General features: G+C 61.3%; 22 protein-coding genes and 1 pseudogene. 13 read left to right on the top strand and 10 right to left on the bottom strand.

What is annotated here, in order from left to right:
• Positions 1 to 110 precede the first annotated feature (110 nt).
• The 4 genes and pseudogenes from DH10_RS23960 to DH10_RS23945 all read right to left on the bottom strand — a co-directional run.
• The gene (locus tag DH10_RS23960) at positions 111 to 1,949 is read right to left on the bottom strand and encodes a type II toxin-antitoxin system HipA family toxin (protein ID WP_192248665.1); all 1,839 of its coding nucleotides are present in this window, start codon (positions 1,947 to 1,949) and stop codon (positions 111 to 113) included.
• 239 nt (positions 1,950 to 2,188) lie between these two features.
• Positions 2,189 to 2,653 carry an SRPBCC domain-containing protein gene (locus DH10_RS23955; protein WP_192248667.1) on the bottom strand — a complete coding sequence of 155 codons (465 nt, stop codon included), beginning with the start codon at positions 2,651 to 2,653 and terminating at the stop codon, positions 2,189 to 2,191.
• On the bottom strand, positions 2,653 to 2,982 hold the full coding sequence (locus tag DH10_RS23950; protein WP_192248670.1) for an ArsR/SmtB family transcription factor: 330 nt from the start codon (positions 2,980 to 2,982) through the stop codon (positions 2,653 to 2,655). The genes DH10_RS23955 and DH10_RS23950 overlap by 1 nt, the downstream gene beginning before the upstream one ends.
• A 158-nt stretch (positions 2,983 to 3,140) precedes the next feature.
• Positions 3,141 to 3,471 (bottom strand): annotated as a pseudogene (locus DH10_RS23945) (dihydrofolate reductase family protein); the annotation flags it as partial.
• 367 nt (positions 3,472 to 3,838) lie between these two features.
• Here DH10_RS23945 and DH10_RS23940 point away from each other — a divergent pair.
• The 6 genes from DH10_RS23940 (at position 3,839) to DH10_RS23915 (ending at position 8,688) form a co-directional block, all read left to right on the top strand.
• Positions 3,839 to 4,615: an amino acid ABC transporter ATP-binding protein gene (locus DH10_RS23940; RefSeq protein ID WP_192249199.1), complete on the top strand. Its 777-nt coding sequence runs from the start codon at positions 3,839 to 3,841 to the stop codon at positions 4,613 to 4,615.
• Positions 4,616 to 4,704: 89 nt separating this feature from the next.
• On the top strand, positions 4,705 to 5,478 hold the full coding sequence (locus tag DH10_RS23935; RefSeq protein WP_376774858.1) for a transporter substrate-binding domain-containing protein: 774 nt from the start codon (positions 4,705 to 4,707) through the stop codon (positions 5,476 to 5,478).
• 54 nt (positions 5,479 to 5,532) lie between these two features.
• Positions 5,533 to 6,246: an ABC transporter permease gene (locus DH10_RS23930; protein ID WP_192248674.1), complete on the top strand. Its 714-nt coding sequence runs from the start codon at positions 5,533 to 5,535 to the stop codon at positions 6,244 to 6,246.
• A 1-nt stretch (position 6,247) separates the two neighbouring features.
• Positions 6,248 to 6,967: an ABC transporter permease gene (locus DH10_RS23925; RefSeq protein ID WP_192248677.1), complete on the top strand. Its 720-nt coding sequence runs from the start codon at positions 6,248 to 6,250 to the stop codon at positions 6,965 to 6,967.
• Entirely contained in the window at positions 6,955 to 7,308 is a 354-nt protein-coding gene (locus DH10_RS23920; protein WP_192248680.1) for a cupin domain-containing protein, read from the top strand. The genes DH10_RS23925 and DH10_RS23920 overlap by 13 nt, the downstream gene beginning before the upstream one ends.
• A 48-nt stretch (positions 7,309 to 7,356) precedes the next feature.
• Positions 7,357 to 8,688, top strand: coding sequence for an NAD(P)/FAD-dependent oxidoreductase (locus DH10_RS23915; protein WP_192248682.1), 1,332 nt, complete (start codon positions 7,357 to 7,359; stop codon positions 8,686 to 8,688).
• A 204-nt stretch (positions 8,689 to 8,892) separates the two neighbouring features.
• Here DH10_RS23915 and DH10_RS23910 read toward each other — a convergent pair whose 3' ends face one another.
• Positions 8,893 to 9,567: a FadR/GntR family transcriptional regulator gene (locus DH10_RS23910; protein WP_192248685.1), complete on the bottom strand. Its 675-nt coding sequence runs from the start codon at positions 9,565 to 9,567 to the stop codon at positions 8,893 to 8,895.
• Between the two features lie 138 nt (positions 9,568 to 9,705).
• On the opposite strand from DH10_RS23910, the gene DH10_RS23905 reads away from it, so the two are divergent.
• The 6 genes from DH10_RS23905 (at position 9,706) to DH10_RS23880 (ending at position 16,412) form a co-directional block, all read left to right on the top strand.
• Positions 9,706 to 11,202 (top strand): NAD-dependent succinate-semialdehyde dehydrogenase, encoded by a 1,497-nt coding sequence (locus DH10_RS23905; RefSeq protein WP_192248688.1) that lies wholly within the window; start codon positions 9,706 to 9,708, stop codon positions 11,200 to 11,202.
• A 469-nt stretch (positions 11,203 to 11,671) separates the two neighbouring features.
• Entirely contained in the window at positions 11,672 to 12,943 is a 1,272-nt protein-coding gene (locus DH10_RS23900) for an ABC transporter substrate-binding protein (protein ID WP_192248691.1), read from the top strand.
• A 158-nt stretch (positions 12,944 to 13,101) separates the two neighbouring features.
• Positions 13,102 to 13,974: a branched-chain amino acid ABC transporter permease gene (locus DH10_RS23895; RefSeq protein ID WP_192248697.1), complete on the top strand. Its 873-nt coding sequence runs from the start codon at positions 13,102 to 13,104 to the stop codon at positions 13,972 to 13,974.
• A 1-nt stretch (position 13,975) separates the two neighbouring features.
• Positions 13,976 to 14,968 carry a branched-chain amino acid ABC transporter permease gene (locus tag DH10_RS23890; protein ID WP_192248700.1) on the top strand — a complete coding sequence of 331 codons (993 nt, stop codon included), beginning with the start codon at positions 13,976 to 13,978 and terminating at the stop codon, positions 14,966 to 14,968.
• On the top strand, positions 14,965 to 15,702 hold the full coding sequence (locus tag DH10_RS23885) for an ABC transporter ATP-binding protein (protein ID WP_210327845.1): 738 nt from the start codon (positions 14,965 to 14,967) through the stop codon (positions 15,700 to 15,702). Before DH10_RS23890 ends, DH10_RS23885 begins: the two co-directional genes overlap by 4 nt.
• Positions 15,699 to 16,412 (top strand): ABC transporter ATP-binding protein, encoded by a 714-nt coding sequence (locus tag DH10_RS23880; RefSeq protein ID WP_192248703.1) that lies wholly within the window; start codon positions 15,699 to 15,701, stop codon positions 16,410 to 16,412. The genes DH10_RS23885 and DH10_RS23880 overlap by 4 nt, the downstream gene beginning before the upstream one ends.
• Here DH10_RS23880 and DH10_RS23875 read toward each other — a convergent pair.
• Positions 16,384 to 17,040 (bottom strand): hypothetical protein, encoded by a 657-nt coding sequence (locus DH10_RS23875; RefSeq protein ID WP_192385440.1) that lies wholly within the window; start codon positions 17,038 to 17,040, stop codon positions 16,384 to 16,386. The two genes, DH10_RS23880 and DH10_RS23875, sit on opposite strands and share 29 nt — an antisense overlap.
• Positions 17,041 to 17,204: 164 nt before the next feature.
• Here DH10_RS23875 and DH10_RS23870 point away from each other — a divergent pair, with 164 nt between their 5' ends.
• Positions 17,205 to 17,837, top strand: a complete 633-nt coding sequence (locus DH10_RS23870) for a hypothetical protein (RefSeq protein ID WP_192248709.1) — start codon at positions 17,205 to 17,207, stop codon at positions 17,835 to 17,837.
• A 36-nt stretch (positions 17,838 to 17,873) separates the two neighbouring features.
• Here DH10_RS23870 and DH10_RS23865 read toward each other — a convergent pair whose 3' ends face one another.
• The 4 genes from DH10_RS23865 to DH10_RS23850 all read right to left on the bottom strand — a co-directional run bounded on the left by DH10_RS23865 (position 17,874) and on the right by DH10_RS23850 (position 20,331).
• Positions 17,874 to 18,014: a hypothetical protein gene (locus DH10_RS23865; RefSeq protein WP_192248712.1), complete on the bottom strand. Its 141-nt coding sequence runs from the start codon at positions 18,012 to 18,014 to the stop codon at positions 17,874 to 17,876.
• On the bottom strand, positions 18,014 to 18,346 hold the full coding sequence (locus DH10_RS23860) for a beta-galactosidase trimerization domain-containing protein (protein ID WP_192248718.1): 333 nt from the start codon (positions 18,344 to 18,346) through the stop codon (positions 18,014 to 18,016). The genes DH10_RS23865 and DH10_RS23860 overlap by 1 nt, the downstream gene beginning before the upstream one ends.
• Positions 18,347 to 18,470: 124 nt before the next feature.
• Positions 18,471 to 18,641: a beta-galactosidase trimerization domain-containing protein gene (locus DH10_RS37695; RefSeq protein WP_192248721.1), complete on the bottom strand. Its 171-nt coding sequence runs from the start codon at positions 18,639 to 18,641 to the stop codon at positions 18,471 to 18,473.
• A 145-nt stretch (positions 18,642 to 18,786) separates the two neighbouring features.
• Positions 18,787 to 20,331 carry a Fic family protein gene (locus DH10_RS23850; protein ID WP_192249207.1) on the bottom strand — a complete coding sequence of 515 codons (1,545 nt, stop codon included), beginning with the start codon at positions 20,329 to 20,331 and terminating at the stop codon, positions 18,787 to 18,789.
• Positions 20,332 to 20,396 lie beyond the last annotated feature (65 nt).

Below are 20,396 nucleotides of genomic sequence, written 5' to 3'. Positions count from 1 at the left end.
AACCCCATGCCGATCAGCTCGATATCGCCAGGCTGCTCCTGGTCAAATATCAGCTCGCGTATCAGTACGCCGTCTTTCTCCGCCTTCAGGCGGGAGCCGGCGGCCAGGGTCTAGCCGAGGCTCTCCAAGCGCTCGGCGACAAGGCGGCGGATCGTGGCGGCGGCTTCAGCGGCGGGACTGCCGCGAGCGATCAGCGGCGGCACTGTCAGCTCCGCGGCCGCGGCGCCGACGGACTGGGCTATGGCATCGATGGCGCGGTCGGCGTCGCTGGCCTTGATTCCCACCGTGGCGGCGAGGGCTTTGAAATCAGCGCGGCGTAGCCGGTCGTCCTTGCCGTTTAGCTTGAGAGCTATGCGGTCGCGCTCAAGGCGCGGGAAAACCCGCGTCGTCACCGCGTCATAGAGCGGCGCCAGGCGCACGCTGGCAAAGCGTTCGCTACCGGGCTCGGCGATCTTGAGCAGCGCGAGGTTCTTGAGGTGCATGTCGCCGTCGGCGATCAGCCAAGCAAAGACCGCCCGCCGCAGTACGAGCAGCAAGTCTTCCTCAGGCGCGGTCGACAGCGAACGCAGCGAACGGGCGACGCGCTCGATCGTGCCGTCATACTTAGCCTCCGTTGGTACCCCAAGGACCGACGTGAAATCCTCGAGCGCCAGCATCCGCGTGTCGTTGCCGCCCCGGCGAATGTCGAAGCGCTCGACAATCAGCGCCGGCGGCATGCCGTCGGGCATCGGCACGAGGGCCATGGCGGGGGCGTTGAAGCCCGCGGCCGCGCCAAGCGTAAGCGACAGGTACTCGACTGTGGGCAGGATCTCGAACCCGCTGGTGCCCGCGGGCTTCAGGATGTGTGTGAAGGGCAGGCCGGTGCTTGGCCGCAGCACGCCATCCTCCGCAAGGAACATCGGCGCCTTGATCTGGATGCCGGAGAGCCGTGGCGTATCGCTGCGTGCGAAGATCGCGGCGAGATTGCGCTCAAAGCTGTCCTGAAGCGACCCGCGTCCCGGTCCTTCATAGCGCCCGGTGAAGATACCGTCCGTCTTGAAGCGGGCGAGCGGCGTTGTCAGCACGTCGGCCGGGAACCCGGCGAGCTCGCGCGGATCGTCGACGATCGTAATGTTCGACATGTAGCGCTTGCCGGATTTCAGCTGCGCGCGTTCATCGCGGTTCTTCAGCACCGACGCCAGCCAGCCTTCTGGCAGCAACGCGGTGATGAAGGGCGGCAGTCGGCCGGGGGTGGTCTGACGGATCAGCGGTGGGCCGCGCCAGTCCTGCGCGCGCCAACGCCACTCAAATCCGTCATGGGTCAGGTGGCCGACCGGCGCACCGTGCCAAGCGACGGTAAGATCGAGTGCGGCCTCATTGCGCACTGGGGCGGCAGCGGGGCAGTGGAGCAGGTAGCGTTCTGCCTGCTCGCCCTCGCGGTACCACTGGTTTTCGCGGGCGAGAGACCAGAGCGCATCGGCGGCGCCTTGCGGCGTGCCGTACTCCTCGACGAGCCGGTCGGCGATCTGCGCGCGCATGGCGTCGTCGATGGACGCGGCGTGTTCACTGCGCAGGCGGAAGGCTTCGAGAAAGCGCTGACGGATGGCCGAGACGTCGACGCGAAACTCGCCCATGCCATCACCAACGACGGCCGAGGCCACCGCGGGATGATCGGGGGCAATGTTTTGAATGATCTCAAGACCGCGCAGGCGCGTGCGCTGGTTGCGGCGTCCGCTGATGAAGAGGCGCCCGTCGCGGGTCGGACCCAGCAGGACCGCGGTTGCTGCCGACAGGTACGCGTGCGGATAGAGGTAGCGGGCGATCCGGACCGCATGGCGCAGGACGGTCGTCTCGACATCGTCGCCCCGGTCGACATAGATGCCGCGCATCAGCTGCACCAGCCGGCCGGTTTCGGCCAGATAGTGACTGCGGGTCTTGTCGATCGTCTCTCCGACGAGGTAAAGGCCCATGGAGCCTAACTTTCACGTATTTCACATACGGGAAAGTTAGATCGGAAAGCGCCAGAGTTCAAGGCATTCCTAACTTTCGCGGTTTTCATGTACGCGAAAGTTAGGACAGCAATTTAAGACGTCGGACAGAGCTATTATCGCCAAAGCCTGCTAGCCGGGTCTCTTTTCGCAGAGCCGGGCCGGGGGCGGCTGCGAGGTTCTGAAGCCTATTCGTTCAGGGCCGAGTTTTCTCCGCAACGTCATTCATGCCTACGCGGTCTGTCGGTATCGGAAGCAAGATAACCAGTCAGACTATCTAGCAATGCGCTCCATCCGTGCTGACGGCCTTCCATTCCGTCGCTCGGCGGCATCACGCACATCTGTTCGGTATAGGTAAGTCGCGTTCCGCCGCTTGCATCCTCAAAGAGGATTGTCGCCAGCGAAACTGTATGGACGCGCCCGTTCACCGCCATCGAATAGGCCAGCACGATGCGTTGCCCTTCCTTGATCTCGAAATAGCGACCTTCGTTTGTATGCTCGCCCATGAAATTGCGAAAACTACTCCGCTCAGCCCCACCGGGAGAGAAATCCATCTCCAGCCCCTCGCTTCCGAGCCAGGCCGCTTTCTTTTCTCGAATGCTCCAAGCGGCCCAAACGTGCTCCTTGCAATTCGGATAGAGGCGTTCGAGCGTGAATTCGCGGTGGTGTTGTGACTGCTCGTCCATCAATTATCTCCCTGAGCGAGAAAAGATCCCAAGTTATCGAGCCGATGCTCCCATTGCCGTCGATGCTGGCCGACCCATTCATCCACCCATTGCAGCGCATTCGGCATCAGCATGACCGAACGCACCCGGCCCCTTTTTTCCGACCGGACCAACCCGGCGCTCTCCAACACCTTCATGTGCTTGAGAAAGGATGGGCCTGCCATTTCGAACGGCGCGGAAAGCTCCGAGATCGAGGCTGGCCCCATTGCCAGGCGCTCGATGACCTTGAGCCGCGTCGTATCCGACAGCGCGGCGAAAATTGCGGGCAGTTGAGGATGAAAGGTAGCCATTAGGCTATGTAACGTGAACTGGCGGCGCCGTCAAGACAGGTAGCTATATGGCTATGTATCCGATTGTCGTGCGCGTGACGTCGCCGCCGGGCGGGACGAACGTAGATGGGCGGGTATAGCCCTGCCGTGCCAGCGCGATCCGCCGGCGCTTTGCGCGTTTAAGCAGGAACGTAGGTTAGTTTGATCGCGTCCTCGCCCATTCGATCGCTGGCCACAGGGCGCAGCGGCGGCCGGGGTCCGGCGAAGAATGGCTTGCCCGACCAAGCACGATGGGGCGGAAGTAGAGTCGATACTCATCAATAAGCTCAAGATCGGTTAAGCTTCGCGCCAGTTCTGGTCCACCAACTTGAATTTCGCCTGAGAGCTTATCTTTCAGATCGCGTATCACCGCCTCGACGTCATCCGCGACAAGTGTGGCGTAGGGGCCAACCGACTTCAACTAGCGCGACACGACCATTTCGGTTGGCTACGCCACGCCCGCGAGATCGCGATCGGGAGGCAGCCGGTCGCCTGGTTCAAAATAACCGTCATACAGCCACTTCCGCAGACGTAAGCAGATTTTTTCCGCAACCAATTTGATCTGTCTTGACACCGGTTGCGATACCAATTTCATATTGGTTTCATAAATCCAAGAGATTGGTTGCGCGTAATTGCTAGAGGCAGCGAGCCGATGAATGTGACTGACAGCAAGGGATATCGAACCGTTTCGAGGCGATGCGTTGAAGACGGCGGCGTCACCTACCGCAGCGGGAGCGATTGCCAAGTAGCAATCAGCGAACTCGCGCAGACGTCGGACAACCGGGCCCAGTCCGGTGTTGAGAAGATGCAAGCTGAATGGAACCGAACACGCCATGACATGGCCCCGGTTCTAAAGGTCCATGAGCTCAGCAAGGCTTTCGGCGCAGTCAGGATCCTTAACGACGTCACTTTCCAGATGGCAGAGGGGGAGGTCATATCCCTTATCGGCGCGTCCGGCTCGGGAAAGAGCACGCTGTTGCGCTGCATAAATTTTCTGGAGACTCCGACCTCCGGGAGGATCGAGGTGATGGGCGACGCGATCTCCATCACCTCCAATCGACCGGGCAAGAGCGAAATCACCAACCGCGCGAAGATCCGGCTCTTTCGCCAGCGGACTGGCATGGTGTTCCAGAGCTTCAATCTCTGGCCGCACCGAACCGTGATCGGCAACGTGACGGAGGCGCTCGTCTACGTGCTCGGGAAAGGAAGGCGGGAGGCCGAGGACATGGCGCTTTCGGCGCTTTCCAAGGTGGGCATGGCCGAGTTCCGCGATCGCTATCCCAGTCAGCTTTCGGGCGGTCAACAGCAGCGCGTTGCGATCGCGCGGGTGCTGGCGATGCGACCAAAGATCATGCTTTTTGACGAGCCCACCTCCGCGCTCGATCCGGAACTGGTAGGCGAGGTGCTGAAGGTGATCCGCACGCTTGCCGAGGAGGGTGCGACCATCCTTCTCGTCACCCATGAAATGCGGTTTGCGCGCGACGTGTCGAACCGAATGATATTCCTGCGCAAAGGTATGCTTGAGCAGGACGATGCGCCGGAAGAGTTGTTTCGCAACCCCGCCTCGGAGGCGGTGAAACGGTTTCTCTCCAGCGTCATGCCAGCCGCCGCGTGAACGCGGTTTTCTTCAGTAGAACAAAGAAAAAAGGGGTAACACTCATGCTTTCAGTTCAAGCGTTTCGCTCGATTTTCCTGTCGGGTTTCATGCTCGCCGCCGCAGCCGGAGCCGCGCGCGCCGAGGAAGGCGTCCTACGCGTCGGTACGGAAGGCGACGCGCCGTTGTTCAGCATGGCCGACGCAAACGGAAACGTCACCGGCTTCGACGCCGATGTCGCCAACGGTATCTGCGCCGAACTCAAGATGAAGTGCAAATTCGTGGTGCAGGCTTTCAACTCGCTGGTTCCCTCCATGGATAGCGACCGCTTCGACGTGATCATTTCCGGCCTTGGCATCACTGCCGAGCGCCAGAAGAAGATCGACTACTCCATCCCGTACGCCACTACGCCGCTCTATTTCGTGGTCCCCAAAGACTCCCCCCTTGCCGGGCTCAAGAGTCTCGAGGAGATCGAAAAGGCGCTCGCTGGAAAGAGCGTCGGCGTCGTGACAGGCACGACCTACGCCAAATTCATCGGCAAGCGCGCGACCAGCGCCGATCTCAAGACTTATGATGCCACCACTCAGCAGACCGCCGACCTTGCCGCTGGCCGTCTAGAGGCTGCTTTCGGCGACTCCCCGACTTGGATGGATTTCCTCGCTACGCCGGACGGTGCCAACTTCACTAAGATCGACGTGAAGATTACGGCGATGAACGATCCTGAAACCCTCGGCCACGGCATGGGCGTCGGTTTGCGCAAGGGCAATGCCGAACTCAAGGCCAAGGTAGATGCCGCGCTCTGCAACTTGATCAACGGAGGTAAGATCAAGGAGTCTTCACTCAAGTGGTTCAAGGACGACTACACCATTCCCTGCAAGAAGTGATCGTCTCGCAACAACCGGCCGTCGCAGCCCGCGACGGCCCGACGGGTGTCGTCCATGTTTGAAACTTTCTGGTCGCTGATTGTGGAGCAGGGCTGGGGGCTCGCTTTGCTGCGCGGCGCCTTCGTGACGATCTGCATCGGGCTGGTCGGCATGGTGATCGGGTTGATCGCAGCCGTCCCGTTTGCCATCGCGCGCTGGCAGCGGGTCCCGGTGCTGTCCCAGATGGTCGATGTCTACAGTATCGTCGTCCGCGGCGTGCCGGGCCTTCTTGTGATCTATCTCCTGTTCTTCGGCTCCGTCGACTGGGTGCAGAAGATAGCCGTCGCCTTCGGCTACCGAGACGTGGCTGAAAGTGCCTACCCTTCCATCATCGGCATCCTCGCCATCGCGACCATTTCCTGCGCCTATTCGATCGAGGTGATGCGCGGCGCTTTGGAAGCCGTTCCCAAAGGCCTTCTTGAAGCCGCGAAATCTCTGGCGTTGCCTCCAGGGGTCGCCTTTTTCAGAATCACGTTGCCACTCGCGTTGAGACTTGCTCTCGGCGGGATCAACAATGTCTGGCAGATGACGATCAAGGACACCTCGCTCGTTTCAATCGTCGGCATGCAGGAACTCATGCGTATGGCGGCTATCGCGGCCGGCATCACGCGCTCGCCACTTCTCTTCTACTGCATCGCAGCTTCGCTGTTCTTCGCCATGACAGCGGTCAGCCAGACCCTGTTCGGCCTGGCTGAGCGCCATATCAATCGCGGCTTCAGCGGAGGTTAGAATGGATTTCACCATTGTTGCCTATGCGATTCCGTTCCTTCTCACCGGCGCAAAGACCACGCTTCTGATCTCGATATTCGGCGTGGGCTTAGGACTGCCATTCGGCATCCTGGTGGCGCTCGCCCGCACTTCGCGCAATCGTTTGGTTTGCAAGGCGGCCGACGCCTATTGCGCTGTCTTTCGCGGCACGCCCATGCTGGTGCAGATATTCGTGATCTACTACGGATTAGGGCAGGTCGGGTTCCTTCGCGCCAATCCGGTGATTTGGTGGCTTATCGGCGACGGCTTGCACGCAGCCATTCTCGCGGTCTTGTTGAACACCGGTGCCTACACAGCCGAAATCTTTCGCACCGCCTTCCTGTCGCTGCCGCGCGGGCTGATCGAGGCGGCGGAAGCCTGCGGCATGTCACCTTGGATTATCTTGCGCCGGATCAAGTTCCCGTTGGCTTTGCGACAAGCGCTGCCATCCTACAGCAGTGAGGTTGCCATCATCGTCAAGGAATCCAGCCTCGCCTCAACCATCGCTGTGCTGGAAATCACCGGTTGGGCCAAACGCCTGATGAGCGAAACCTTCGCCATTATGGACATCTTCATCATCACTTCCGTCTTCTACCTCACCCTCAATGTCGTTGGGCTGACCGCCTTGAAGCTTCTGGAACGGCAACTTTGGTGCGAACGGCGTTTAACCCGCAGAAAGGCCACATCCCCATGTCCAAGTTGACGTTCATCGACCAGAATGTTCTTCCGCGCCCACGCGAAGGGCAGCCTCTGCCCGACCGCCTTGTGGAGGGCGATCCACGTTTTCTGAGCTGGGATATCGCCCAGACCGCAGACGGCGCCGTGAAGGCAGGGGTCTGGGAGGTCACGCCCGGCGCCTATCGTTCGATTAAGGGCGAGACTTTCGAGTTCTGCTACATCCTTTCGGGTGTCTCCGAACTCATTGAGGATGGCTGCCAGCCGCGCCGCATCGCGGCTGGCGACGCCTTCGTCATGCATCCGGGTTTCACCGGCGTATGGCGCGCCATCGAAACCACACGCAAACTCTGGGTCTCACGTGATTAACCGGTTGTGCTTGCCCGCGCTTATCCGACCAAAAGCTGGTATATTCCCATGACCGCTGATTCCGCTGGCCCCTTCAAATCCACGCCCTATTGGTGGGACGATTGCACCTTCTCTCCTCCCATAGTCCACCCGGTCGTCCCCAAATGCGACGTGGCGATCGTTGGGGGAGGCTATGCAGGACTTTCAGCGGCCATTGAGCTTGCTCGTGCCGGTCGCAGTGTCCAGCTTTTTGATCGCCAGACGCTGGGGCAGGCGGCTTCCAGTCGTAACGGCGGCATGGCGAGCGGGAGCATTCGACCCGGACGCAAGGAGTTGATCAGAAGATTCGGCGAGGCCCGCGCCACCGAGATCCTGATGGAGGGAAAGGCCGCGCGGGAAGACCTTTGGGCCTTTCTGAAGGAGGAGAAGGTGGACTGTGACTTCCATCTCTCCGGCCTCTTCGTCGGCGCGATCAACGCGGATGAATGCGAAGAACTCAGCCGCTCCGCCGATCTGATGCGGCGTTTGCTAGGCATCGAGGCTCATCCCGTCGCCCGGTTGGACGTGCCGACCTACATCGGGACGGATTTCTACACGGGTGGATTCGTGCGGATGGATACCGGTGGCCTGCATCCGGCCAAGCTGCTTGCTGGTATTCTACGGGTGGCAACGGCAACCGGGGCGGTGATCCATGAGAACACAGCCGTTACGGGAACGATCGCCGAGGCCGGCGGGGTCCGTTTGAGAACGTCGCGCGGCGACGTCTTCGCCAGGAAGGTGCTGGTCTGCACGGATGCCTATACGGACGGCTTCGATCCTTGGCTGCGTCGCCGTATTGTGCCAGTGCGCAGCCGCATCATTGCTACCGAGCCATTGGGCGAAGGCGCGATGGACCGGTTGATGCCGAAGCGCATGATGTATGGCGACATGCGCCAGCTCAGCTATTACTATCGCCCTTCGGCGGACGGATCGCGCATCCTCTTCGGCGGCCGGGACGGCACCACGGCGGGTGACGCGCTGGCGCCGACCACCCATTTGCGCAGCGAACTGGGCCGGATTTTCCCCGAGCTGGAGGGCGTTGGCCTGACGCATAGTTGGTTTGGCCAGGTCGCCATGCATCGCGACATGGTGCCGCGGATTTTCACCTCGGGCGATACGGTCTACGCCACCGGGTTCTGCGGTTCCGGAGTGGTCTGGGCCCGCTGGCTGGGCAAGAAGGCTGCCTTCAAGATCCTCGGTGAAGCCGAAAAGGCGCAGTCCGCCTTCGATTTCGACCCCGCACCGAAGGCCATACCATTCTACCGCGGCAAGCCGTGGTTCATCCCGCTTGTCTATTCCCTTTATGAATGGCGGGATAAGCGTGCCATGCGCCGCCGGCAGCCCGAAGGAAAGCGGCCATGACCTTGCTTGCGGGCAGGCCCGGGTGCACATCGCCGCAACCTTTTGCATTGCATCTGCCTGACACTCATTTCTCCAGGACTGACGGGCGGACAATCCGCGCGCTGCGGGTATGTTAAAGAGTGTCAGGTGCTCCGCCTTGAATAGAAGACTGCCATCCCGCTCGAAAGTGTACGGCAGTCTGATAGTATTGTTGGCCATATCTTCTTAGGCCATTGTCTCTGATCCGAGAATATTGGCTCTCGCGGTCAAGATATGGTTATGCATTCTTTGTTCGGCCTGCCCACCATCCCGGTCAATGATCGCCTGCAAGATCGCGCGATGATGAGCCGTATACTCCTGCATACGCTCTTTCGTCAGAGACTGCTCTTTCATGCGTCCCCAAAGCCGCCCCGCCCGAAGCGAGTGAATACCTTCGTAGAGCGAGGCCAGCAATCCGTTGCGGGCCGCCGCCACAACTAATTGATGGAACGCGGCGTCCCAGCGCTCGAACTCCGCCAGCGTCGCGGCGGTACTGCCATGCTGGATGACCTTCTGCATCTCTTCGGTTTCGTAGGGCGTCGCCCGCAACGCCGCGAGCGAGGCCACCTTCGGCTCGATGATTAATCGTGCTTCGAAGACCTCAGCGGGATAAGTCCACAGTTCCTTCCGGGAGGCATTCTGTGCGCGGTACGGAGTGCTTGCAGTTGCGCCGCGCTCGGCGACGAAAGTGCCACGCCCCACATGACGAAGAAGGCGCCCCTCTTGCTCCATCTCGGCCAGCATGCGCCGCAGGGCCGTGCGCGGCAACCCGAGCTTGACCGCTAGATCGCGCTCAGGTGGCAGCCGGTCGCCTGGCTGCAATCCTTCCGCCTCAATGAAATCCCTCAGAACGACCGTCATACGGCCCACTCCAGAAACGAATCGGCAAATTTCTCCGAAACCAATTTGATCTATCTTGACACCGGTTTCAATACCAATTTCATATTGGTCCCAGCAATCCACAGATTGGTTGCACGGGTTTTCTAAAGCCGCGAGAGGATGAGTGTGACTCAGCCAGCAAGGGATATCGAACCTTTTCGCGCGGATGCTGCGGCTATCATTGCAGGCGCTCCTGTAGAGCTGCTGGTGGGCGGCCAATGGACAAGGGCAACCGGCAGCAATCGGTTTGATGTCGCCGATCCATCCAATGGGCGCACGATTGCGTCTGTCGCAGACGGCGCCGTCACCGACGGAATCCGGGCGATCGATGCTGCGGAGGCCTCTGCGACGATGTGGAGGCAAACACCCTCACGCCGGCGATCGGACATCCTGATGCGCTGCCATCAGCTCATGCTCGATCGTGCCGAATGGCTAGCGCAACTGATATCTCTGGAGAACGGGAAGGCGCTCCCGGACGCTCGCGCGGAGGTAACCTATGCCGCAGAGTTTTTCCGTTGGTACGCTGAGGAAGGGGTGCGCACTCTCGGCGACATAGGCTATGCGCCGGGCGGCGCAAATCGAATCCTGGTTCAATACCAGCCGATTGGCATTGCCGTTCTCGTCACGCCCTGGAATTTCCCCGCTGCCATGGCGACCCGCAAGATCGCGCCGGCGCTCGCGGCGGGTTGCACGTGCGTACTAAAGCCGGCGGCTGAGACCCCGCTGACCGCGTTGGCGATCGGCGCGATCCTCATGGAAGCTGGTTTGCCCGAAGGTGTCGTCAACATCGTGACGACCACGGCCGCGGGGCCTGTGGTGAGCGCGATGCTGCATGACAGTCGGGTGCGTAAACTGTCATTCACGGGTTCGACGGCCGTTGGGCGCATCCTCCTGCGCGAGGCTGCCAACCGGGTCATCAGTTGTTCGATGGAACTCGGTGGCAACGCACCTTTCATTGTGTTCGATGATGCGGATCTGGAGGATGCCGTCGCCGGCGCCATGGTCGCCAAGATGCGCAACGGCGGAGAAGCCTGCACTGCGGCGAATCGCTTCTACGTGCAGCGCGGCATCTATGACGCTTTTGTCCGCCGGCTTACCGAGCAAATGTCGTCGCTTTCAGTGGGGCCGGGTCTTCAAGCAACGACCCAGCTCGGGCCGCTCATTACAGCGACCGCGGTGGAGAAGGTCGATCGCTTGCTGAAGGATGCCGTTGCCCGTGGGGCGCGTATCGAAACGGGCGGTAAACCGGGGTCTGGCGAGGGCTTCTTCTATCCTCCTACAGTCCTAGCTGACGTATCTCTCGATTCCGATATCGCGAAGGAAGAGATCTTTGGGCCGGTCGCAGCGGTCACGCCCTTCGATACAGAAGACGAGGCTGTACGGCTAGCGAACGACACCGAGTATGGCCTCATATCCTACGTCTTCAGTGGTGATCTCAGGCGCGCCCTGAGCGTCGCCGAACGCATCGAAAGTGGGATGGTCGGTATCAATCGTGGCGTAGTCTCGGACCCAGCAGCGCCGTTCGGAGGGATGAAGCAAAGCGGGCTCGGCCGGGAGGGCGGGCATCACGGTCTGCTTGAATATCTCCAACCAAAATACATCGCGACCAACTGGTAACGACAATGACCAGACCCAGCAACCGGGATCGAAAACGGCCGACACTGGGCTCACATATGGCAAAATTTCCGAGCAAAACGGCCCAAAAATGCCGCCGCCTGACAGAAAAGTTGCAAGGAGGGAAAATTGTCCAGGCGACGACTGGGACGTGGGAACTGCCAGGTTGGGAACTATATATGGGATTGGCGAGTGGGCGATCGAGGTAGGTGTTGGGCGTTCAGCGTGTTTGGCTGGAGTCCGTGTACGTCAAATCGATCTCGTATGCATAAAAGCGAGTGGAATTCCAGCTGGTTACGAGATTGTCCGATGAGCAGTGTCGTCTTGATTTGAAACCGGCGTCGACACTGAGCGAACGGGCGCTGCCCATGACGAAGTAAACGAAAGTGCCACCGGTTTTCCAATCGGAGTACCGGTGGGAAGTTATCGGAAACGGCTTCACCGCCATGACAAGCAAGGGAGGATTTACAAAATGGCTCCAATCGACCGTTCTTTCTCGCGCCGTCGGTTCCTTGGCGGCAGCGCCATGGCCATCACGGCCAGTGCATTGGGCACGCCATTCGTGCGAACGGCGCGCGCCCAAGCAGCGACCTTCAAGGCGGGCGTGATCACCTCGCTCTCGGGCGAGAACATTCTTGGCGGCAACCTGACCAAACAGGGCTATGATCTTTGGGCGGATGCGATCAACGCCAAGGGCGGGGTGGAGGTAGCTGGTGACCGCTTCAAGGTCGAGATGTTCTACGGCGACGACCAGAGCAGCCCGGCGACGGGTGCAGACGCCGCCGAGCGGCTGATCGTGCAAAACGGGGTCGACGTGCTGTTCGGTCCCTACACCAGCGGCTCGACCATTGCCGTACAGCCGATCTGTCAAAAGTACCAGGTGCCGATGATCTCCGGTTCGGCGGAATCGCCCAATGTTTGGAAGGCGAAGCCTGAGTTCAATTTCGGCATTATCCCGGCGGTCGATACAACTTCGGGCCTGTCGCTCGGTGTGCTGGCGAAGCTTTCCAAACCCGCCGCGAAGACCGTGGCTGTGATCAGCGTCAACGAGCCGTTCTCGAAGGAGACGGGCGAAGGTTTTCGCGACGGCGCCAAGGCCGCCGGCCTCGAAGTGGTCACCTACGAGCTGGTGCCGCCGGAAGGGGATCTCACGCCGGTCATCTCCAAGATCGCCGCGCTCAATCCCGACGTCATCGCGGTCGGCGGCCATGAGGAGGTACTGCTCAACGTGGTCAAGACTTCGAAGTCGCTGAATTACCGGCCGAAGGCGCTGATCATGCACTACGGTATCACCAATCCCGCCTTCGCGCAGGCGCTCGGCGCCGACGCCGACGGCACGACGGGCGTAGTGGTATGGCTGCCTACCGTGTCCTACAAGGACGACGTATTCGGCACGGCCAAGGACTTCGCCCAGATGGCGCAGAAGAAACTGGGAGGGGAGCCAGACTATACGGCCGCCGCCTGCGCGGCCAGCGGTCTGGTGCTGGGCGATGCGCTGAAGCGCCTCGGCAAGAAGCCCGCGCTGACGCCGGAGAACCGAGTGGCGCTGAAGGATGCCATCGCTGAAACCGACATCCAGACCTTCTACGGGCCGATCAAGTTCGAGAAGGACGGCCCGCACTACCACGACAACATCCAGCCCGTGCCGGTCCTGGTCCAGATCCAGGGCGGCAAGACCGTTGCGGTCGGGCCGAAGGAGGCTGCGGCAGCCGACTACATTTACCCACTGCCGGCCTGGAAATAGGCGTTTCGAGCAGATGCGGACGGTTTCGCCGCCCGCATCTGCCGATGGGTGCGGTACGAATGCGCATAGCTGTAAAACGACGGATCGTTCCGCTTCGCTCATGCGGGCTTGCCAGAATATCCACCTTCTCGGTTCCCTGACGAAAAACGGATGCCGCCTTGGATCTTTTTCTCCAGACCTTGCTGAATGGCCTTCTGATCGGAGGTGTCATCGCCACATTTACCATCGCCTTCCAGCTCGCCTTCGGCGTGTTGCACGTCATCGACTTCGCGGTCGGCGGCTGGGTCGTGCTGGGCGGCTACCTGGGCTACTATATCACCGCCTGGCTCGGGCTCGACGGCTTCATCGCGATTCCGCTGGCTTTCGTCCTGTTCGGCACCCTCGGGTATTTGATCGGCCCGGTGCTTTATAATGTTCGTAACAGCCGCACGGCTCGGCCGGAGTTGATGGCCCTGGCGCTCAGCTTCGGCTTGTTCACGCTACTGCGCGGCGGCATGCTGACCGCGTGGGGCTTCAATACCCGCAACGTCACAACCACGCTGAGCGGCGAAAGCCTGGCGATCGGCCCGATCACGGTTCCATTGATCCGGGTTGTGGCAGCAGCGTTCGCCGCGGCGATCGCCGGCGGGCTCTTCCTGTTTCTCTATCGCACCCGCTACGGACTGGCGATCCGCGCGACGGCCGAGAACCGGCACAATGCTGCGCTGATGGGTGTCAACATCGGACGGCTGAGCGCCAATGTCTATGGCCTTTATGCCGGCATCACCGCCATGGCCGGTGTCCTGATGGGGGCGATCTATTCGGTCAATCCGGAGGTCGGCTTGCGCTACACGCTGTTTGCCTTCTTCGTAGCCGTGCTTGCCGGTCTGGGTTCTGTCGAGGGCGCGCTGGTGGCGGCGCTTTTGCTAGGCGTCATCGAAGCTTTTGTCTCGACCTATGTCGGTGCCAGCTATTCGCTGCTGGCGATCTTCACCACGCTGTTCTTAGTTCTTTTGGTATCCCCGCGTGGGATCCTGCGGCGGGGGCTCTGATATGGCGCTACTACCGACAAACCCGCAATGGCGAGGCCTCGTTCTCCTCGCCATCATCATTGTCGTGCTAGGCGTCCTGCCCTGGACGGTGAACAATTACTGGCTGCGCATTGCCACCGGCGCACTGATGTGGGCGGGGCTCGCTTGCTCATGGAATATGCTGGGCGGATATGCCGGCTACATCAATTTCGGCCAGTCGGCCTTTTTCGGCCTCGGCGCCTATGTGACCGCGTTCCTGATGGGCGATCCGTTCGGTTTGCCTTTCTCGGCTACGATTCCCGCCGGCATGGTGGTGACCGCATTGTTCGCGGTCATCATCGGCGCACCGACACTGAGGCTGCGCGGCGCCTACTTCGCCATCGCCACCTGGGCCTTTGCCGAGGTCCTGATCCAGTTCGCTTCGGCGATGGACTTCACCGGCGGCATCGGGGGTATCGGACTGCCCCCGTATCTCAACGAACGCTTCTTCTATTTCGCCATGTTCGGTACCGCCGCGCTGGCGTACTTCCTCACCTGGGCGCTGTTCGAGCGTTCCCGCTTCGGGCTGAAGGTGAAGGCGCTACGCGACCACGAGCCAGCGGCAGAGGCGATGGGCATCAACACAGCCCTGGTCAAGCTGCAGACTTTCGTGCTCAGCGCTGTCACCGCGTCCGTCTTCGGCGCCATCTTCGCTTACTGGGTCACCTTCATCAATCCAAAGTCCGTTTTCGGCGGCGACATCACCGACCAGATGGTGGTAATGGTGCTACTGGGCGGCCTGGGCACACTGTGGGGACCGGCCATCGGCGGCGTCGGGTTGTTCGTCGTGAACCGGCTGATTTGGATGTATTGGGGCGACACCGCGTTCTACATCGCCATCCTCGGCACCGCCATCGTCTTGGTGGTGCTGTTTCTGCCCAACGGCATCGCCGGGCTGTTCGCAAGGCGCAAGAACGACGCGCTGGACAAGGTCATGGACAAGCTGGTCGGCACCGGTGCGGGAGGGCATCCATGAACGGCGGGATGCAGTCGGCAGCCGATCCGATCCTGAGTGTGCGCGGGCTCTTTAAGCATTTCGGCGGCATCAAGGCCGCCAACGGCGTCGAACTAGCGGTCGGGCGGCACGAGATCGCCGGACTCATCGGCCCAAATGGTTGCGGAAAATCGACGCTGTTCAGCCTCGTCTCCGGCATGGTGATGCCGGACAAGGGCGAGATCCGCTTCGACGGCCGTGCCGTCGCCGGAATGAGCGCGCACAGGATCGCCCGGCTCGGCCTGGCCCGTACCTTCCAGATCCCGGCCCTGTTCGACAATATGACGGTGACCGACAACCTTCTTGCAGCGGCGGCGGAAGGTCACTGGCAGGGCGCATACGAGCGCGCGGCCGAGACGCTTTCCCTCCTCAAGCTCGATCATGTTGCCGACAACCGCGCCTCGGACCTGTCCGGCGGTCAGCAGAAGCTGCTGGAATTTGGCCGCGCCGTCATGCGGCAGGCATCGCTGATCCTGCTCGACGAGGTAACAGCAGGAGTCCACCCCAACATCCGCAAGATCATCCTGGAAGCGATTGCCCGGCTACGCGAACAGGGCGTGTCCTTCCTCGTCATCGAACATGACATGGAGATGGTTCGCAACGTCTGCGACCGAATTATCGTCATGGATTCGGGACGGGTGGTAACCAGCGGCTCTTTCGAGGACATCGTGCGCAATTCTGAAGTCATGCAGACCTACCTGGGGCGCCCGCAATGAGCACGCTGGCCTCCGAGAACATCATCACCGGCTACGGCAAGCAGGAGGTCGTCCATGGCATCTCACTGACGGCTGAGCTCGGGAAAATCACTTGCATCTTCGGGCCGAACGGCTGCGGCAAATCCACCTTGCTAAAGGCCATCGCCGGGGCGCTGCCGGTGTGGAGCGGCGCCGCCCGCCTTGGCGACACTGTGCTTTCCAATCTGCCCGTGCACCAGGTGGTACGGCAGGGACTGGTGCTGATGCCGCAGGGCGGCGGCGTGTTCCCGCGCCTGACGGTGATGGAGAACCTGCGCATGGGTGGTTACGCTATCGCCGACAAGCGGCTGGTGGAAAGTCGCATTGAGATGTTGATCGGCCAGTATCCGTCGCTGGCTAGGCGGCGCAAGACGGCGGCCGGCGCGTTGTCGGGCGGCGAGCAGGCGATGCTGTCGCTGGCCCGCGCACTGGTTTCGGAGCCGCGCTTTATCCTGCTCGACGAGCCTTCCGCCGGCCTGTCGCCGGCCATGGTGATCGAGACGCTGGAGCGCATCACGACGCTGACGAAGCAAGGCATTGGCATATTGATGGTCGAGCAGAACATCCGCGAAGCCATGCCGATCGCGGACAAACTCTACATCTTGGCCGCCGGCTCGAAACGCTTCGAGGGCAGCCCGCAAGACGTGCGCGACGACCGTCAGATCATGGATATTTACATGGGCGGAGCCTGAAGTGTCGAAGACTGACGTCTTCTTCCCAGCCGTCCATGAACGACGCGATTAACGCAGCGCCTTTCAAGCCAAAGGGCGAGGTGTAATAGTATTCGCCGACATGCCGAACGCTGAGAAGTCTGCCCGGGATTCCCCTCCCCAGTTCAGGCTCGAAATCATCGCCTGATATTGCTCCTTGGCGATCGGAAGGAACGGTCCCATTCTTCGCCCTTTTCATCAACACGCCGCGGAATGCGCACAAGAATACGCTTTGGATTCGACGAACCGACGCCTTTGTCGAAGCAAGATTGTTCCGTCCGCATGTCGTTGACGCGAAGCGACGGGATGTCGCCTTGACGGCACTGGTGACGCCGTGGCTGATAACCGCAATTCGTCGAACACGGCAAGTGTCCTGCGCCACAGCTCCTGATAGGCGTCGCCGGTCATATAGGCCGCGTGCGCTGTTAGCGTCACGTTGTCGAGTTTGCGGTAGGCGTTTTCTCCAGGAAGCGGTAGCGCGACGGCCAAAGCGGTGGCGCTGCAATTCCTTGATGATCTGGGTCAGGCGAGCATTCTCGACGTCACGCGCCAGGACCATCGCCTTCAGCACATCCGGATCGTCGGGAAGCTGGTCCGCCGTCATCGCCATGACTGGATGAGACCATATTCGCCGGTGCCAAGCGACAGCGGAATCGAGGCTGATTCACTTGGTCGCGGATCAGCCTGCCTGCGCCGGAACGCGCGTCCGGCGGGCTTCATGGACCCGCCGCCTAGTGTGCACAGTCCGCGACATGAACCGCAGTCAGATCAAGCATGGCGTCCATCAGTTCGGCCGCCATCGGATCGTTCGCCACCGCGCGCCGTCGGAGTGGTGATTGCGTTCGCCGGGCAGCGCTGGCGCATCGATCGGTGGACGACCGCAGCAAGGTGCTCGAGGTCGAGCGGCATCGGTCCGGGAAGATTCGTCAGTTCGACAACGTGATGAGCGAACCTGTCCACGACAGGCTCTCGGCCGAGATGCGAGCGGTCCTGGAAGGCGGCGACATTCCCGCCTATCTCGATGCGGCCGCCGTTGACTTCCAGCGTCAGGGGAGGGAGCTCGGATTGCCGCAGATCAGATTCCTCCCGGCAGGGAAGGATACGCACGTCCCGACCTGGAGAGGCACCGAAGCCAATGCCGTTCTCGCCATCACGATGGTTTCGGCAGGTCTTGAATGCGCTGTGCACGAAGTGGGCGTGACCGTTCTGGAGACGACGCCTGAAGAGGCCGAGGCGGTCCTTCGACAGCTAGCCGAACGCCCACCGGACATTCAGCCCATTTCAGAATTCGTCGAGAATATTGAGACAGCTAGATTTGACGGAATGGTTCCTGAGCAGGTGCCGCGGCGGCTGTGGGCCAAGGCACGAATGAACATAGGACCAGAGATACGAACGAACTCGGCGTGAATACCTGAACGCGATGGCCCTGTCGGCCATACCTTCTCAAGAGCTGAGTGAAATCACCGCACAGCCATAGGCTTCGAGCTGCAAGGGCCCGACTGCTGGACGGTCGGTCAGCAGGTCCAGGCCCCGGGGCACGCCCGGCACCACGACGGAAACCCCCGTGGTGTTTTGAATGAACATCAGTTGTCGGTCCTCAGCCTCGCGGACCGACACCTCCACTCCATCAGGCAATTCAGGAAGCAGAGGCGCCACGCCCGCCCGACATCGGCAATGGCTTCGGCAAGGTCGGGCGTAAGATAGGTGCCGACATAGACGACGCGGCCTTGGCCGACTTGCCGGGAAGTGATCGCAGGTTGTCCGGCGCAAAAGCGGTCCGACCATGTGCCGAGAACCTCGGTGTCCGGCCCGACCTCAAGCAGTTCGTAGAGGTGGGCGGCCTCGAACTCTCTGTTGCCGAAGGTGAAGTGGTACTTGCGCTCCGCCGACGAGGCCGGCAGTGGCGCCGGAGGCACATAGGCGCCCGCCGCGGCCTGGCGGAACAGCGGAAACAGGCCGGCGCCGCCTCGCGGAACGAGGCGGCCGAACTCGGCGACCTTGACGCCGCTCAGCGCCGAAAGCCCGCGCCCGGGTGCCTGCTCACGAACGATGTGGTTGGCCCGTCAGCGCCGACAGGATCAGCGTGCCGCCGCCCCGGACAAAGGCCTCGATCGCAACATTCCATTCCTGCTTCCACATCACCCAATGCGGAACATAGAGCGCCTTGAGCCGCGACAGGTCACTGGTCGGCGAACTACCCGTTGCCCTCACACACGCGCACGAACCACTCGCCCATGGCCTCGACGAGTTCAACTGATATGGGCTGACACTGCTATTCTGCATGCCGCGCGGATCGAGATCCTTCTTTTACGGTATTCGGTCCATTCGGGATAAATTGACGGCGCTCGCCCTCGCGTCAGTCATTGCCGAAAACCTCGCGATAAATCGCCTCGATGCGTTCTTCTTCCGCATCCGTTAGGGCAGCAAATTCCCGTTCGCGTGCGCGGTTCGAAAGCCGGCCGCCGTTTTGCTTCAGGAAGCGGAAGAGCAGGTCAGTCAGCCGTTCGGGCATGTCGATGAAGGCGTCAACTTGCTGCCGGAACTGATCATAGCGCTGCAGGAAGGCAGTTTCGTCGGGAAGATCCCGCTCAACGGTTCTGCGCACGCAGGCATAGAGGAATTCGGCGTGCGGCGTTGCGTCGAAGAAGCGGTAGAAATCGCCGGTGTCATTCAGGACCCGTACGTTGAATTGCGGTGTCGGCTCCCATTCGATCAGCGGCAGCAGGCGCCGCGAATAGCTCTCGAGCACCCGCCGGTACTCATTGATCTCATCGAGGATGGCGGCCGAGACCGGGAACACTACGCCGGGCGGGTTGAAGCCGCGTATGCCAAGCACGTGGTGGATCAGGTAGCGGTGAATACGCCCATTCCCATCCTCGAAGGGATGGATGTAGACGAAGCCGAAAGCGAGGATCGCGGCGGCGATGACGGCATCCAGACCTTGCGCCGGGGCGCGGTCGAACGCGACCATGCCGTCAATGAGCGAGGGCAGGTCTTCGGGCCGGGCGCTGATGTGATTGGGCAGCGGCACGCGGCTGTCGCGGTCGTGCTCACCGACGAAGCCGCCTTCCTGGCGAAAGCCGGGTCTCACGAACCGGGTATCGCCAAGAACGATTCTTTGCAGGCGCAGCAGTTCGTCGCGATCGATAGGCTGGCGGCCGGCTTCGCCGATGGCGCGTCCCCAGCGCTGGATGCGGTCCTGTGGCGGACGCTCGCCTTCGATGGCATAACTTGAGCGCGAGTCCTTGAGCAGGAGGAAGGCGGCGGTTCTTGCAAGAAGGTCGCGCGGCACATTGGCGACGATTGCCTGCGCGCGCTGCGGCAGCGCCATGCCGATGAATTCGTTCAGAGCCTTGGTGCGGAAGACCAGCGGGCAGAAATCCGGCGTACCGGGCAGGTTGTCCTTCACGCGGTAGCGCGACGCCGTGATTCCCGGCGCCGCCCATTGCAGTTCGGGATCGATCACCGGAACGTAGCGTCCGGCGTCCGCGTCCGGCATATCGAGGCGCGTTCCGGTGAGCCACTCGTATAGAAACCAGATGCGGCGGGCATAACTGCCGGTCGGACTTGCGCGAACAAGTGCCTCGATCGTCGCGGGGCCAGTCGCCTGGAATAATCGCTTGAGGACGGCGAGATCGAGTCCCTCGTACTTGAGCGCAAAGGTCAGGTGGCCTTCGAGCGTGGGATGCGGCGCGTGGCGCGGCGTCATGATGCGCCAGCCGTCCCGCTCGGTGATGCGGTGATGCTCGCCGGTGGCGGAAAGCATCCGCGGCAAAGGCACGGCGAGCCCGTAGGCGCCGATCAGCGCGCTGTAACCAGCCGGGGTCGCTGTTTCAGGAAGGCGTATTTCCTGAAAAACGTTCACAGGCCCTGAAAACTGATGCTGCTGTGAGGCAGCCATGAAAACCGTACCTTGTCGAATTTTGGTCAGACTACCCGAATTCATGAAAAACGATTCTAGTGCAT

Source organism: Mesorhizobium silamurunense (assembly GCF_014843825.1).
Lineage (GTDB): Bacteria > Pseudomonadota > Alphaproteobacteria > Rhizobiales > Rhizobiaceae > Mesorhizobium > Mesorhizobium silamurunense.
The sequence above is the reverse complement of the archived record's forward strand: the minus strand, read 5'-3'. Positions and strand labels throughout refer to the sequence as shown.

What these genes read in the sequence shown, in the direction of transcription:
- DH10_RS23910 (WP_192248685.1), bottom strand. Translation starts at nt 9,567, where the DNA reads ATGACGGTCGTTCTGAGGGATTTCATTGAGGCGGAAGGATTGCAGCCA.
- DH10_RS23925 (WP_192248677.1), top strand. Translation starts at nt 6,248, where the DNA reads ATGGATTTCACCATTGTTGCCTATGCGATTCCGTTCCTTCTCACCGGC.
- DH10_RS23940 (WP_192249199.1), top strand. Translation starts at nt 3,839, where the DNA reads ATGGCCCCGGTTCTAAAGGTCCATGAGCTCAGCAAGGCTTTCGGCGCA.
- DH10_RS23920 (WP_192248680.1), top strand. Translation starts at nt 6,955, where the DNA reads ATGTCCAAGTTGACGTTCATCGACCAGAATGTTCTTCCGCGCCCACGC.
- DH10_RS23870 (WP_192248709.1), top strand. Translation starts at nt 17,205, where the DNA reads ATGGCGTCCATCAGTTCGGCCGCCATCGGATCGTTCGCCACCGCGCGC.
- DH10_RS23890 (WP_192248700.1), top strand. Translation starts at nt 13,976, where the DNA reads ATGGCGCTACTACCGACAAACCCGCAATGGCGAGGCCTCGTTCTCCTC.
- DH10_RS23935 (WP_376774858.1), top strand. Translation starts at nt 4,705, where the DNA reads ATGCTCGCCGCCGCAGCCGGAGCCGCGCGCGCCGAGGAAGGCGTCCTA.
- DH10_RS23905 (WP_192248688.1), top strand. Translation starts at nt 9,706, where the DNA reads ATGAGTGTGACTCAGCCAGCAAGGGATATCGAACCTTTTCGCGCGGAT.
- DH10_RS23885 (WP_210327845.1), top strand. Translation starts at nt 14,965, where the DNA reads ATGAACGGCGGGATGCAGTCGGCAGCCGATCCGATCCTGAGTGTGCGC.
- DH10_RS23880 (WP_192248703.1), top strand. Translation starts at nt 15,699, where the DNA reads ATGAGCACGCTGGCCTCCGAGAACATCATCACCGGCTACGGCAAGCAG.
- DH10_RS23915 (WP_192248682.1), top strand. Translation starts at nt 7,357, where the DNA reads ATGACCGCTGATTCCGCTGGCCCCTTCAAATCCACGCCCTATTGGTGG.
- DH10_RS23930 (WP_192248674.1), top strand. Translation starts at nt 5,533, where the DNA reads ATGTTTGAAACTTTCTGGTCGCTGATTGTGGAGCAGGGCTGGGGGCTC.
- DH10_RS23900 (WP_192248691.1), top strand. Translation starts at nt 11,672, where the DNA reads ATGGCTCCAATCGACCGTTCTTTCTCGCGCCGTCGGTTCCTTGGCGGC.
- DH10_RS23950 (WP_192248670.1), bottom strand. Translation starts at nt 2,982, where the DNA reads ATGGCTACCTTTCATCCTCAACTGCCCGCAATTTTCGCCGCGCTGTCG.
- DH10_RS23865 (WP_192248712.1), bottom strand. Translation starts at nt 18,014, where the DNA reads ATGTTCATTCAAAACACCACGGGGGTTTCCGTCGTGGTGCCGGGCGTG.
- DH10_RS23960 (WP_192248665.1), bottom strand. Translation starts at nt 1,949, where the DNA reads ATGGGCCTTTACCTCGTCGGAGAGACGATCGACAAGACCCGCAGTCAC.
- DH10_RS23875 (WP_192385440.1), bottom strand. Translation starts at nt 17,040, where the DNA reads ATGGCGATGACGGCGGACCAGCTTCCCGACGATCCGGATGTGCTGAAG.
- DH10_RS23955 (WP_192248667.1), bottom strand. Translation starts at nt 2,653, where the DNA reads ATGGACGAGCAGTCACAACACCACCGCGAATTCACGCTCGAACGCCTC.
- DH10_RS23850 (WP_192249207.1), bottom strand. Translation starts at nt 20,331, where the DNA reads ATGGCTGCCTCACAGCAGCATCAGTTTTCAGGGCCTGTGAACGTTTTT.